Here is a 13441-nt window from a genome sequence, read left to right as displayed (position 1 = left end):
AATGTAATATATTGGTACAAAACCTCGAAAAGTATGAAAACATAATTAAAAGAATTAAGAAAAAAAGAAAAAATCTTACTATTTTATGAATATAATTGCTTTTCCGCTACAATTTGCTATAATTCATTACGTCGCTGGAGCAACTATAATAAGGCGGCAAAAGGGAGAAAAAATTATGAAAAAAACATTAAAAAAAGGTGTATGTGCAGTAGCTTTAGCTGGTATGCTGGCTGTATCCGTGACAGCTTGCGGCGGTGAAAAAGCAGAATCCACAAATGCAGAGACAACAGTTGAGACAACCGTTGAAACAACTGCGGAAGAAGTTACAACAGAAGAAACAACTGTTGCAGACGAGACAAGCGCAGAAGATTCAAGCGCAGCAGAATCCAACGCAGAAGACGCAAGCGCAGAAGATTCAAGCGATGCTGAATCAACTGAAGCAGAATCTTTAGAAGAAGCTGATGCAGAAGCTGCAGAATCAGAGAAGGCAGAAGAAGCTGATGCAGAAGCTGTAGAAGAAACAACAGAAGAAGCAGAGAGCACAAGCGCAGCTCAGTAATTGAGAAACGGCCTTCAATGGCTTACATAAGGAAAAGGCAGCTAAAGGCACAGATTAAAAAGTGCCTGAGGCTGCTTTTTTCACTTTTCGTAACTTTATTCTGGGCAAGTGATGTAAAAATCCGGGATTTGAGGTATGATAGAGAAAATAGTGGACTTGCAGATCTATGAAATATAATGATAACAACAGCTTTTAACAAAATAGAGGTTAACATGAAAAACGCTTCGGCATGGAGGGATAATATGTCAGAAATCGTACATCATCAATTTTCGCCAATCTATGACACCGAATCGAAAATTTTAATATTGGGAACAATCCCGTCGCCAAAGTCAAGAGAACAGGGATTTTACTACGGCCATCCCAGAAACCGTTTTTGGAAAGTTCTGTCAGATATTTTGAATGAGCAGATGCCCCAAACAATAGAAGAAAAGATTATTTTAGTAAAAAAACACCATATAGCGCTGTGGGATGTCCTTGCAAGCTGCGAAATCCGGGGAGCGGATGATGCCAGTATTAAAAATCCGGTTCCCAATGACATGAATATTATACTGAAACAGGCCAGTATAGAAAAGATCTATACTACCGGCAGCAAAGCGACTGCCTTATATAAGAAGTACTGCTACCCCAAAACCGGAATTCCATCCGTCATGCTGCCTTCCACCAGTCCAGCCAATTGCAGGATGCCCTATGAGCAGCTAAAACAGGAGTATGGATGTATCATTATTTGAAATCATTAGAACAGGAGTATGGACGTATTATTACTGAAAACCATTGTGTGTTCTGAGAAAAGGAGAAGAAGCGATGCTTGGATTCATGAAGAAAAAGAGCCGGCCCGGTCATTTGACCGCATTTGTGTCCGGGAAAGTAATTCCAATGGAGGAAGTGCCTGATCCGGTGTTTTCCTCTAAGAGGCTGGGTGACGGAGTCGCAGTTTATCCGTCCGAGGGACAGATTACAGCGCCGGCAGACGGAGTGGTCAGCGTGGTAATGGAGGATTCCAAACATGTTATAGGACTGACGCTGTCGAATGGCATGGAAGTTTTAATTCATGTTGGTTTAGATACGGTTGCGTTGAATGGCGAAGGGTTTACGCTTTGTGTCAAAACCGGGACTAAGGTGAAATGCGGAGATATTTTGCTCAAATTTGACCGGAAAATGATTGAGGAGAGAGGGTATTCCGACCTTGTGATTTTTGTTATAACAGATTTGAAAGGAATGGAACCGCCCGTGTATATGACAGGGATGGATGCGGCTGCAGGACAGACGGTGATTGGGGAGTGGAGCGAAAGGTAACCCCTCACTCCACATGATTCCGAACCAATATGGTCCGCCGTGTAAGCTTCAGAGCTGTTTCATCCCTGTCTGTTGTAAGGAAAATCAGCTTTTTTTCCAAAAACGGTTTCATATATGAAATTGTCTGATCCACATCTTCCATATAAAAATCCCCAGTGGTCAACACAAAAATCAGTTTCGAGCGGGCATAAAACAGCCGGAGCTGGCGGGCCAGTTCGTCAAATGATTTTGTCTGACCCGCTGTTTCCCAATTGTCAAAGAAACGTCCCAACTGTAAAACCGGCATTGGAGTTACTTCTTTAATCAATTCATTTCCGCTTTTCCATATGATGGTATTTAACCGCACATTTCTAAAGACAGGACTGTGTGCTTTTAAGGCCTTTATCAAATCGCCGGTCAAAGCAGTTACGGTCTGGCGGTCTAAAGAACTGTCAAAGACGATTGCCATTTCTAAAATGCCTCCGGAATAATTTCCCGGGACATGAAGCACCTGCTCTGTAAAATTCATGCATTTTAACTTTGTAATCTGACTGATCATTGGTATCGCAGCCTCCAATTGATAGATATTCAGAGGGCATTGTTCCTCTGTGGTATTTTTGTATCTGTTGTAACTGTACAGAACGGCACATTGAATTCGCCTGGGGCGGGGAGCCGGATGCCTGCAGGCGCTATGTTTTCGTATAGTCTGCGCAGTAGAGGCGCAGACCTGTCTGAACAGTTTCCTATCTATTATACACCTAGTTGAAAAGCCGGGCAACCGAAGCGACGATCACGCAGAGTACGAATCCTAAAAGAGTTGGGAGCAATACGGCTGCTGCGGTCCATTTCCAGGAGCCGGTTTCTTTGCGGATGGTCAGGCAGGTTGTGGAACAAGGCCAGTGGAACAGGCAGAATATGAGCATGCAGACGGCAGTGACCCAGGTCCATCCGTGGCTGACCAGCAGGTCTTTCAGGGCGGCAATGTCCGTCATTTCCACCAGTGTTCCGGTTTGTAAGTAGGCCATCAGAATGATCGGCAGGACGATTTCATTTGCCGGAAATCCCAGGATAAAGGCGGCCAGAATAACGCCGTCCAAGCCCATGAGCCTGGCGAGAGGATCGAAAAATCCCGTCAAAATGATCAGCAGGCTCTGCCCATCCACATACGTATTGGCCAGAATCCATATGACCAGCCCGGCAGGGGCCGCCACAGCCACAGCTCTGCCCAGAACGAACAGCGTCCTGTCAAAAATGGAGCGCACAATTACTTTTCCGATCTGCGGTCTCCGGTAAGGGGGCAGTTCCAATGTAAATGAGGAAGGAACGCCCTTTAAAAGCGTGTGCGACAGAAGCCAGGAACAGCCGAGAGTGGCCATAACTCCGCCTACGATCGCCAGTGTTAAAATGGCCGCGGATCCCAGTGACGCGGCAAAAGAGTCATGGATTCCCGCCACAAAGAACAGCGTAATCAGGGTAAAAATTGTCGGAAATCTCCCGTTGCAGGGAACCATGGCGTTGGTCAGAATCGCGATTAAACGCTCTCTGGGCGAATCGATGATGCGGCAGCCCACAACTCCGGCAGCATTGCAGCCCAGCCCCATGGCCATAGTCAGGCACTGTTTTCCGCAGGCCTTGCATTTTTGAAACGCATGATCCATGTTAAATGCCACCCTTGGCAGATATCCCAGATCTTCCAGCAGTGTGAACAGCGGGAAGAAGATAGCCATAGGCGGCAGCATTACCGCAACTACCCAGGCCAGGACCCTGTAAACTCCATACACCAGCGCCCCGATCATCCAGCCGGGAGCGTGGATAGAGATCATCCATTCTGCTAAACGGGCTTCCACATAGAACAGACAGCTCCACAGAACCTCCCCGGGATAATTGGCCCCGGTCATGGTCAGCCAGAATACGCCCAAAAGCAGAGCCACCATGAGAATTAATCCGCTGACTTTACCCGTCACGATCCGGTCTAAGAGTTCCTCCCTCCGGCGGTAATCGGCTTTTGTATATTCCACCACTTCTTCTGCCAGCCGTTTGGGCGAAAAATCCAGACATTCATAATGAAAGGTCTGCTCCTCCGCGTCTACCAGCGCTTGTTTCAATCCCACCAATGAATTTTGACAGCGGGCGCAGCAGGAAACCACAGGGATTTGTATTACGTCCCGCAGCAGGTCAAAATCTATTTCGATCCCCTTTTTACCCGCTTCATCACAAAGATTCACACATAAAATCACCGGCTTGCCCGTATCTTTCAACTCATCCAGTGAAATAATCTGTTTCAGCAGGTGAAGCCCCCGTTCCAGACAAGTGGCGTCGCAAACGACTACCGTCATGTCCGCATCCCCTGAACTCAAATAATCTCTGGTGATTTCTTCTTCCTCTGAATGTGCTGACAACGAATAAGTACCTGGCAGATCTACCAGAAGAAAACTTTGGCCCTCATAATCAAATGTGCCCCTTGCGGAGGCTACCGTTTTACCCGGCCAGTTTCCCGTATGCTGCCGTAATTAGAGGAAAAACAAAATCATAAGAATATCTTATATTCTCTCTGCCTGTTATTACTTTTGGAAATGCTGACTTCCTTCACAACAGACCGCCAGAAACGGCGTTTTTCTTCGTTGTCAAAAGAAGCATAAATGGTCTCGAAACAACTGTTTAAAAGACTGCTGATCTTTGTGAAGTCGACAGGAGATTCTACAAAATCGGGAAGGCCTTCCAGCTCCGCCGAATAGGTTTCCCGGTCATATTTGTATTCCTCTAAAGAAATTAATCCGTCAATATAAAGATCTTTTAAACGGTCCATCTTTTTGCGGATGGCGGCTTTCCTTCCCCGGTTGTCTAAGGTATTTTTGCTCCGGTTCGTATAGGCCGCGGTGAAAGTCTCCATTTGTGCCCCCATATATTCCAATAAATACGCTTCAATTGCTTTTTCCCTTATTTCCCCTCCGTTGGGGCATTCCCTGCAAGTGCGGTATTGCTTGCATTCGTAGGCCGGATATTTATAACGGTATTCTTTTCCGCTATTCCGTTTTATGCATACGTTAATTTTACAGCCGCTCATTTTACAGCCGCATTCACCGCAGACGAGAAGCCCTGAAAAAATGTACGGATACCTCTGGTTCCTCTTGATGTTTCTGTTGGCATTTAGAATTTTCTGGATTTCATCCCAAATATCATCGGAGATCAGGCGCGGACAGTAGGATTCATTGTCCCTGTACCGCCCTGTGTATTTGGGATTGCGCAGAATGCTTTCCTTGAAGTTGGCGAGGGTCATGGTTATGCCGTACTGGCTGCGCATATATTTGATTGTACCGCTCAGGGACTGGGTTTTCAAAAAATATAAGATGCTGTCATAAATGGCAGGCGCCTCTTCAGAAAAGACCAGGTGCTTATTTTCGATCCGGTAGCCACGCGGCACTTTACCGGTAATCACCTCCCCGTACTTCACTTTGTTTTTAAATACGTCTGTGATGCGGATGCCGTCGTTTTGGGCTTCCAGCTCCGCCCACATCATGGATTGGGCCACAAAGGCGCGGCCGTGGGGGGTGCTGGTGTCGAAATAAGGCTGGTCTATGGCAGTCCAGCACACATTGTGTTCCTCTAAAATGGCCTGGGTATTCAGATAATGCCTCAGGCTGCGGAACCACCGCTCCAGTTTGGTAAAGATGATCAGATCGATTTCATCCGCTTTCACTGCGTCCATGAGGCGCTGAAAATCATCCCGGTCCAATTTTTGGCCTGAAATTCCGTCATCAGTAAAAACTCCCGCCAGGATCATATTGGAGTGGCTGTTTATGTATTCCAGGGTCCGTTCCCCCTGATCCCGCATGGAATCCCCGTGTTTTGCCTGCTCGTCTGAAGACACCCGGCTGTAGGCGGCTACCCGGATGAGTTTTGAATTTTCTTTTTTGGGCATTCTAATCCTCCATGCCGGAGCGCTTTTTTCGTAGGCACGCGCTGAGAATTTCAGATTCTCAGCTGCGATTCAAATTTGTGGCTCCGGCATAAATTTGGGTGTAAAAATAAGCCGTCAGGATTATTTATTACACGATCCTCTCCTCTTTGATTGTATGTAGATGCGGATATAAAAAATACGGATAAAAAAGAAAACAACAGGTACAACCCCTTCCGCATACAATTTATCAAAAAGGGACCAGATGTATGAATGATAAAATTACCATACACGGCACATTGGATATAGAAAAAGTTTTTCAGACAATAGCGGTGATAATTGGAGAGAGGGAAAATGTGGATATAGCGGTAAGGGAAATAAAGAAGAAAGAGGCAGATGACAGCGATTGAGGGGGAGGGCGGGGACCTCGGCAATCCTGGAGCGGCTCCCGGCCTTATAACAAAATAATTTGTAAAATTACGATCATTATACTATAATGTAACTAAGCAGCATCCTGTAAACAATTTTACAAAGGATTATTACAAAAGATTTCTACAAATGATGGAGGTGATCGTTTGGTATCCTATGAACCTTTATGGCGTACTCTTGAAGAAAAAGGTATCAATCAGTACCGTTTAATCCGTTACTATAATTTCAGCCCGGGACAACTATCCAGAATAAAGCATGGCGAACATATTTCTACCCGCACGGTTGATAAGCTGTGCGCCATTCTGGACTGCCAGGTGGATGATATTTTTGAGATTATTGAATGAGTTTTCCCTCTAAATAACACCTTCCCGTATGCTGTCTCAACCCGGTTAAACCATTAAATATGGTGCTTTTCCCCACATTAGGGTTTCCAGCCAAGGCTATTACCACGCGATTGTCTTCCATATAATTCCTCCAATTTATAACCTAATAGTTACATATGAAAGGAAGACGCCAGTAGTGCCTGCCAGACCGTAAAATCCCGGGATAAATGTGAAAAGCAGCATGGCGCGGACGCATAAAGCCGCTGCCGGTCATCTAAGAACCGGTCAGCGGCTTTGCTCAATCAAAAATAAGTCAAATCGGGGAACATTCCCCGCATTCCAATCTTTTAACAAATATTTCCTGAATATTTTCCAGGCGCAGTCCGATAACGGCGTTGCGGACCAGATAAGCCCGCATTCCTTTGGAACCGCCTTTCAGGACGCATTCAATTTCCCCTTCGGGAATAAAACCGAGATCATTTAACCGCGTCGCCATACTGTCTTCGCTGGCAATCCAGACAACACGGGCATGTTCACCTACATCTATCTGAGTTAATGGGATAACCATTCTTGTTCACATCAATAAGTTCAGCTTTATTATACTATATGCGTCAGCACCGCGATGGTGCATCATGTGCGTTGGCAATCCGGGTATTTTTGAGAAAATCCACAATTTTTTAGCCGTAATTCAGACAAATTTTGGATTACAATATGATCTGTAAGCATTTTCAACGGTTGCGCCGGAATCCAAAGTGTGCTACAATTTTCCCATTAAACAATGATTTCAAAAGAAAGGAACCTACAATATGAACCTGTTATATAAGAGCACTCGCGGGGGTGAAAATAACGTAACGGCATCCCAGGCAATTTTAAATGGCCTGGCCAGAGATGGGGGCTTATATATGCCGGAATCAATCCCGCAGCTGGATGTACCGGTTAATAAACTTGCTGGAATGACATACCAGGAAGTAGCTTATGAAGTGATGAAGCTTTTTCTGACTGATTTTACGGAAGAAGAGCTGAAATACTGCATTACACATGCCTATGACAGTAAATTTGATACGGAAGCAATCGCTCCGCTGGTGAAAGCGGACGGCGCGTATTTCCTGGAATTATTCCATGGAAGCACGATTGCATTTAAGGATATGGCTCTTTCAATTCTGCCATACTTGATGACAACAGCGGCAAAAAAGAATCATGTGGATAATGAAATCGTTATTCTGACGGCTACTTCAGGTGATACCGGTAAAGCGGCTATGGCAGGATTCGCAGATGTAGAAGGAACCAGAATCATTGTATTTTACCCGAAAGACGGAGTCAGCAGGGTACAGGAACTTCAGATGGTAACCCAGAAGGGCGTAAACACCAGCGTTGTGGCCATTCACGGCAATTTTGACGATGCCCAGACAGGCGTTAAAAAGATTTTTGGCGATCAGGCATTTGGGGAGAAATTAGCGGCAAAGGGCTTTCAGCTTTCTTCCGCCAATTCGATCAACATAGGAAGACTGGTGCCCCAGATCGTTTATTATGTATATGCATATGCGCAGATGGTTGCCAATGCGGAGATTAAAAATGGCGAGAGGATTAACATTGTGGTTCCTACCGGCAACTTCGGCAACATTCTGGCCGCGTATTTTGCAAAGCAGATGGGGATTCCGGTGAAGACTCTGATCTGCGCTTCTAATGACAATAAAGTATTGTATGACTTCTTTACGACCGGAACCTACGATAAAAAGCGGGAATTCATACTCACCAATTCACCGTCCATGGATATTCTGATTTCCAGCAACTTAGAGCGCCTGATTTATTTAAGCACCGGCTGTGACGGAGCCAAAACGGCGGAATTGATGGGAGAACTCAGCTCAACCGGAAGCTATACGATCACAGAATCCATGAAAGAGAAGCTGACGGACTTCTGGGGCAACTATGCCACACAGCAGGAGAATGCTTCGACCATTAAAAAGCTGTATAATGACACCGATTATATGATCGATACCCATACAGGCGTAGCGGCGGCCGTTTATGACAAATACCGTAAAGAGACAGCGGACCGGGCTAAAACTGTGATCGCCTCCACGGCGAGCCCATACAAGTTTTCACGCAGCGTGATGGATGCAATATTCGGCGACCAGAGCGGGCAGGATGAGTTCTCTTTAATTGATGAACTCAGCAGGGCATCCGGTGTGCCGATTCCCAAAGCTGTGGAAGAGATTCGCAATGCCAAGGTTTTACATACAAAAGAATGTGATGTTGACCAGATGGAAGATACTGTGGCGGGGATTCTTGGGCTGTAGTGTTGGGGGACTTCACATATGACGGCGTATATGAGCCTTTTTTACATCTAGTGTGTTACATTAAGCATGATACATCAAGCGTGTTACATCAAGTGTGTTACATCAAGTGTGAAGGCATTTTTGAAAATGCCTTCACACTTGATGTAAAAAAAGGTTAATATAAAAAAGATTCACAAAAGAGCCAAATTGGTATATAATTAAGAAGTGAAAGTAAATTTCAAGAAAATGGAGGTTTGTGAAATGTTAGTTTCGGCAAAGGATATGCTTGAGAAAGCAAGGGATGGCAAATATGCGGTAGGCCAGTTTAACATCAACAATCTTGAATGGACAAAAGCAGTTTTAGCAACAGCGCAGGAATTAAATTCCCCTGTTATCTTAGGGGTTTCTGAAGGCGCGGGAAAATATATGACAGGCTATAAGACTGTTGTAGGTATGGTAAACGGAATGATGGAAGAGATGAAAATAACCGTTCCCGTAGCTCTTCATTTAGACCACGGCAGCTTTGACGGCTGTTTAAAATGCATTGATGCAGGTTTCTCCTCCGTAATGTTCGATGGTTCTCATTATCCCATCGAGGAAAATGTCGCAAAAACCACAGAACTGGTTAAAATCTGTAAGGAAAAAGGACTTTCCTTGGAAGCGGAAGTTGGTTCTATCGGCGGAGAAGAGGACGGCGTAGTCGGAGCCGGAGAATGTGCGGATCCTGATGAATGTAAGGCTATTGCGGATCTTGGCATTGACTTCCTGGCGGCAGGCATCGGCAATATCCACGGAAAATATCCGGAAAACTGGGCAGGTTTAAGCTTTGAGACATTAGCGGCGGTTAAGGAAAAAGTTGGGGACATGCCTTTAGTTCTTCACGGCGGTACTGGTATCCCTGCCGATATGATTAAAAAAGCAATCAGCCTGGGCGTTGCAAAAATCAATGTTAACACGGAATGCCAGCTTTCATTCGCGGCAGCAACCCGCGAGTATATCGAAGCAGGCAAAGACCAGCAGGGAAAAGGTTTCGATCCACGTAAGCTGTTAGCCCCTGGTACAGAAGCGATTAAAGCAACTGTAAAAGAAAAAATGGAATTATTCGGTTCTGTTGGAAAAGCATAATTTTGTATACTATATACAAAAATAAAAAAAATGAAAAAACCGCTTGCATTTTTGCATGAAATGGTTTATTTTAATAAAGAACGAAGGCGTTCTTCCTAAAACAGGGAGAACGCCATTTCTATTATATGACAGTTAAGCTTTCGTTTTTAAGCCAGGGTGCGTTTGAGAATTCGTTCCCGCCATCTGCACGTCCCGCTTCCCGGCATATTTGGTACCAATTCGGTCAACGCAGCCCGCTGCGCTTCCCTCATCGGGACCAAATCTTCCACAAAGTGTGACGCACAGCTGGCGGAAGCAATTTACAGACACATCCAGGAATATGGAATGCGAATGAGAGGAAGGAAAAATTTATGAGTGAGCTTGTGAATGTAGCCGAAGTATTCGGCAAAAATGTGTTCAATGAAACCGTTATGAGGGAACGGCTGCCTAAAAGTGTATTTAAAAAGCTGAAAAAGACCATTGAAGATGGAGCAGAGCTGGATCCGTCCATAGCAGATGTTGTTGCTCATGCGATGAAAGACTGGGCCATTGAGAGAGGGGCAACCCATTATACACATTGGTTCCAGCCGTTGACCGGAGTAACCGCCGAAAAGCACGATTCCTTTATTTCCGCTCCCAGCCCGGATGGAAAAGTCATTATGGAGTTTTCCGGAAAAGAATTGATTAAAGGCGAGCCGGATGCTTCCTCATTTCCATCAGGCGGCCTTCGCGCAACATTTGAAGCAAGAGGATATACAGCATGGGATTGTACATCACCTGCATTTTTGAGAGAAGACGCCATTGGCGTAACTCTTTGCATTCCTACCGCATTTTGTTCCTATACAGGAGAGGCCCTGGATCAGAAGACCCCATTACTCCGTTCCATGCAGGCCATCGACCAGCAGGCGCTCAGAATTTTAAGATTATTTGGTAATACCACAGCTAAAAGAGTAGTCCCGTCCGTCGGACCGGAACAGGAATACTTCATCGTAGACAGAGAAAAATATTTACAGAGAAAAGACTTGATCTATGCGGGACGCACATTGTTCGGCGCAATGCCTCCTAAAGGCCAGGAACTGGAAGATCACTATTTCGGAGCTATCCGAGAGCGCATCGGTTCTTATATGAACGAAGTGAACCAGGAACTGTGGAAATTGGGTGTAACCGCTAAAACCCAGCATAATGAAGTGGCACCGGCCCAGCATGAACTGGCGCCGATTTACGATCAGGGAAACCTGGCTGTAGATCATAACCAGATGGTGATGGAGACACTGAAAAAGGTGGCAGGACGCCATGGATTAACCTGCCTTCTCCACGAAAAGCCATTTGCCGGCGTCAATGGTTCCGGTAAACATAACAACTGGTCCCTGACGTCAGACGACGGCATCAATCTTCTGAATCCGGGCGAAACCCCGCATGAGAACATCCAGTTCCTTCTTGTGCTCGGATGTATCTTAAAGGCTGTGGACAGACATGCGGATCTGCTCCGCGAATCGGCTGCAGATGTGGGCAATGACCACCGTTTGGGCGCAAATGAAGCGCCGCCCGCAATTATTTCCGTATTCCTGGGCGAACAGTTGGAAGACGTGATCGATCAGCTCTGCAGCACAGGCGAAGCAACCCACTCCAAAAAAGGTGGAAAATTGATGACCGGCGTTGCCACACTTCCGGATCTGGATAAAGATGCGACTGACAGAAACAGAACATCACCATTTGCATTTACCGGCAATAAATTTGAATTCCGTATGGTAGGCTCCTCTGATTCCGTTGCCTCCCCCAATGTCGTTCTCAACACAATTGTAGCGGAAACCTTCAAGGAAGCAGCCGATATTCTGGATCAGGCCGATGACTTTGATACTGCGGTTCATGATTTAATCAAGCAGCTTCTGGCAGATCACAGAAGAGTGATCTTTAATGGAAACGGCTATTCAGACGCCTGGGTGGAAGAAGCCGAACGACGCGGCCTTCCAAACATCAAATCAATGGTTGATGCGATCCCGGCCCTGACCACCGACAAAGCTGTAAAACTGTTTGAAACATTCGGCGTATTTACAAAGGCGGAGCTGGAATCACGGGCAGAAGTTGAATATGAAGCATATTCCAAGGCGATCAACATCGAGGCGAGAACTATGATCGATATGGCCAGCAAGCAGATTATTCCGGCTGTCATCAAGTATACGACACAGCTGGCAGGTTCCTTAAATGCAGTGAAAACCGCATGTCCGGAAGCGGATGCAAGCGTGCAGACAGAACTGCTGATCGAGACATCCGCACTGCTTTCCGATATGAAATTAGCATTGGCAGCCCTGATCGATGTCAATGAGAAATGCGGTGTGATCGAGAATAACGAAGAACAGGCCCGCGCTTATCACGACCAGGTGGTGCCCGCCATGGAAGCGCTCCGCGCTCCGGCGGACCGGCTGGAAATGATCGTTGATAAAGAACTCTGGCCGTTCCCAAGCTATGGTGATTTGATTTTTGAGGTTTAGATTTTTATAGGGTGACCTGGTCATTAACAGTAAAGGGTGAAGCCATTTCTCGAAATGGCTTCACCCTTTACTGTTAATGACCAGGTCACTCGTGTAAAACCTGTCTGATCTGATAGAAACTAACCCCTAAAAGCCGTGAAATATGGCTCTGTGTGAAATTAAATTCATGAAAGAGCAATAAAATCATAGGCTTTCTGAATAATACATTCATTTTTGCTTCATCCCAGCTGTTAATCGAAAACTGTTTTTGAATTGATGACAAGGCAATCTGTTCCACGGCAGATATTTGGGAACAGCAGTCCTCCTCGATATCATCGTATAGAATAACATCCTGGAATTTATGAAATTTGATAAATTCCTCCGGGGATGTAAAATCCTTTGAAAATAATTCAAAAGCATTTTTGCTGATAATAAGATTTTTAGATTGAGGATTCAGGTATTCATGGAGACTTACAAAGGGAGAGGAATAGATGGAAATATTCATACCGGCATTTTCAGGATTTTTATGTATATAACGGAGCACGCCTAATAAATAGCGCTTGCTGTTAACCGCCCGGCTTTTATAAGCACTTTGAAAAACCCTTCCTAACCGCTGATGATGAGAATTGTAAGCGGCACCGAACCGTCCTTCAATATGCCTCATAAAATGTGCGATTTCTGAAAGCTCACCGTGTATCAGAAGGTGGAAATGGTTGTCCATCAGACAATAAGCATAAATATCTACCGCATAAATGGACAGACTTTTCCTGATACACTTTAAAAAGAAGTACTTGTTTTGGGAATCTTCGAATATGGAACGTTGGTCGATACCGCGATTGAAAATGTGATAGATTTGAAATTGAGACTCGATGCGTTTGCCTCCGTTCATGAGAGAACCTCCTTGTGATAGGATATTAGATTTGAATGACTAGATGTGAAAAATTACAGATGAAACAGCCATAAAGCAAAATAACTGAAAGATGTAATTTCATCTCTTTGAATATAGTAAATTTTACATGAAATGTCAAGGGATTTTCAAAAAAGGGGCTGTAAAAAAACAGTCCTAAAGAAAAATCGCTGAAGTCTTACGACTTCAGCGATTTTTTGGTATAATTAAT

15 protein-coding genes and 2 pseudogenes are annotated in these 13441 nt (G+C 45.1%); 9 read left to right on the top strand and 8 right to left on the bottom strand.

Annotated features, from left to right (window positions below; all coding sequences use genetic code 11):
• Positions 1-175 precede the first annotated feature (175 nt).
• The 3 genes from GPL15_RS12805 to GPL15_RS12795 all read left to right on the top strand — a co-directional run bounded on the left by GPL15_RS12805 (position 176) and on the right by GPL15_RS12795 (position 1852).
• Positions 176-559, top strand: coding sequence for a hypothetical protein (locus GPL15_RS12805; RefSeq protein WP_215699069.1), 384 nt, complete (start codon positions 176-178; stop codon positions 557-559).
• Between the two features lie 242 nt (positions 560-801).
• A complete protein-coding gene (locus GPL15_RS12800) occupies positions 802-1287 on the top strand; it encodes a DNA-deoxyinosine glycosylase (protein WP_215699068.1) in 486 nt (161 codons plus the stop codon).
• Positions 1288-1360: 73 nt separating this feature from the next.
• Entirely contained in the window at positions 1361-1852 is a 492-nt protein-coding gene (locus tag GPL15_RS12795; RefSeq protein ID WP_215699067.1) for a PTS glucose transporter subunit IIA, read from the top strand.
• A gap of 4 nt (positions 1853-1856) precedes the next feature.
• Here the strand turns inward: GPL15_RS12795 and GPL15_RS12790 are convergent, their stop codons facing one another.
• The 4 genes and pseudogenes from GPL15_RS12790 to GPL15_RS12780 form a co-directional block, all read right to left on the bottom strand.
• A complete protein-coding gene (locus GPL15_RS12790) occupies positions 1857-2390 on the bottom strand; it encodes a hypothetical protein (protein ID WP_215699066.1) in 534 nt (177 codons plus the stop codon).
• A gap of 199 nt (positions 2391-2589) precedes the next feature.
• Positions 2590-3570, bottom strand: a complete 981-nt coding sequence (locus GPL15_RS27480) for a nucleoside recognition domain-containing protein (RefSeq protein ID WP_346344973.1) — start codon at positions 3568-3570, stop codon at positions 2590-2592.
• Positions 3571-3939: 369 nt separating this feature from the next.
• Positions 3940-4326, bottom strand: a pseudogene (locus tag GPL15_RS27475) (FeoB small GTPase domain-containing protein); the annotation flags it as partial.
• Positions 4327-4358: 32 nt separating this feature from the next.
• Positions 4359-5750, bottom strand: a complete 1392-nt coding sequence (locus GPL15_RS12780; RefSeq protein WP_215699065.1) for a recombinase family protein — start codon at positions 5748-5750, stop codon at positions 4359-4361.
• A gap of 245 nt (positions 5751-5995) precedes the next feature.
• On the opposite strand from GPL15_RS12780, the gene GPL15_RS12775 reads away from it, so the two are divergent.
• Both GPL15_RS12775 and GPL15_RS12770 read left to right on the top strand, forming a co-directional pair.
• A complete protein-coding gene (locus GPL15_RS12775) occupies positions 5996-6136 on the top strand; it encodes a hypothetical protein (protein ID WP_215699064.1) in 141 nt (46 codons plus the stop codon).
• A gap of 165 nt (positions 6137-6301) precedes the next feature.
• Positions 6302-6499 carry a helix-turn-helix transcriptional regulator gene (locus GPL15_RS12770; RefSeq protein WP_215699063.1) on the top strand — a complete coding sequence of 66 codons (198 nt, stop codon included), beginning with the start codon at positions 6302-6304 and terminating at the stop codon, positions 6497-6499.
• On the opposite strand, the gene GPL15_RS12765 is transcribed toward GPL15_RS12770, so the two are convergent.
• Positions 6489-6620, bottom strand: a complete 132-nt coding sequence (locus GPL15_RS12765; RefSeq protein WP_252198376.1) for a FeoB small GTPase domain-containing protein — start codon at positions 6618-6620, stop codon at positions 6489-6491. The genes GPL15_RS12770 and GPL15_RS12765 overlap by 11 nt on opposite strands.
• A 171-nt stretch (positions 6621-6791) precedes the next feature.
• A complete protein-coding gene (locus GPL15_RS12760; protein ID WP_215699062.1) occupies positions 6792-7046 on the bottom strand; it encodes a FeoA family protein in 255 nt (84 codons plus the stop codon).
• Between the two features lie 238 nt (positions 7047-7284).
• Here GPL15_RS12760 and thrC point away from each other — a divergent pair, with 238 nt between their 5' ends.
• Both thrC and fba read left to right on the top strand, forming a co-directional pair.
• Positions 7285-8772, top strand: coding sequence for a threonine synthase (thrC, locus tag GPL15_RS12755; RefSeq protein WP_215699061.1), 1488 nt, complete (start codon positions 7285-7287; stop codon positions 8770-8772).
• 240 nt (positions 8773-9012) lie between these two features.
• Positions 9013-9876 (top strand): class II fructose-1,6-bisphosphate aldolase, encoded by an 864-nt coding sequence (gene fba / locus GPL15_RS12750; RefSeq protein ID WP_215699060.1) that lies wholly within the window; start codon positions 9013-9015, stop codon positions 9874-9876.
• A gap of 132 nt (positions 9877-10008) precedes the next feature.
• Here the strand turns inward: fba and GPL15_RS28015 are convergent.
• Positions 10009-10116: pseudogene (locus tag GPL15_RS28015) on the bottom strand (DUF6783 domain-containing protein); the annotation flags it as partial.
• Between GPL15_RS28015 and GPL15_RS28010 the strand changes: the two are divergent.
• Positions 10081-10230, top strand: a complete 150-nt coding sequence (locus GPL15_RS28010; RefSeq protein ID WP_346344972.1) for a DUF6783 domain-containing protein — start codon at positions 10081-10083, stop codon at positions 10228-10230. The pseudogene GPL15_RS28015 and the gene GPL15_RS28010 overlap by 36 nt on opposite strands.
• Positions 10227-12344 carry a glutamine synthetase III gene (locus tag GPL15_RS12745; RefSeq protein WP_215699059.1) on the top strand — a complete coding sequence of 706 codons (2118 nt, stop codon included), beginning with the start codon at positions 10227-10229 and terminating at the stop codon, positions 12342-12344. Before GPL15_RS28010 ends, GPL15_RS12745 begins: the two co-directional genes overlap by 4 nt.
• An 85-nt stretch (positions 12345-12429) precedes the next feature.
• On the opposite strand, the gene GPL15_RS12740 is transcribed toward GPL15_RS12745, so the two are convergent.
• Complete coding sequence (locus GPL15_RS12740) at positions 12430-13212, bottom strand: transposase (protein ID WP_215699058.1); 783 nt, start codon at positions 13210-13212, stop codon at positions 12430-12432.
• Positions 13213-13441: the final 229 nt, after the last annotated feature.

This window comes from Clostridium sp. MCC353, from assembly GCF_018785315.1.
Taxonomy (GTDB): Bacteria; Bacillota; Clostridia; order Lachnospirales; family Lachnospiraceae; genus CHH4-2.
Note: the sequence above shows the minus strand (reverse complement) of the source record. Positions and strands in the feature narration are given on the sequence as shown.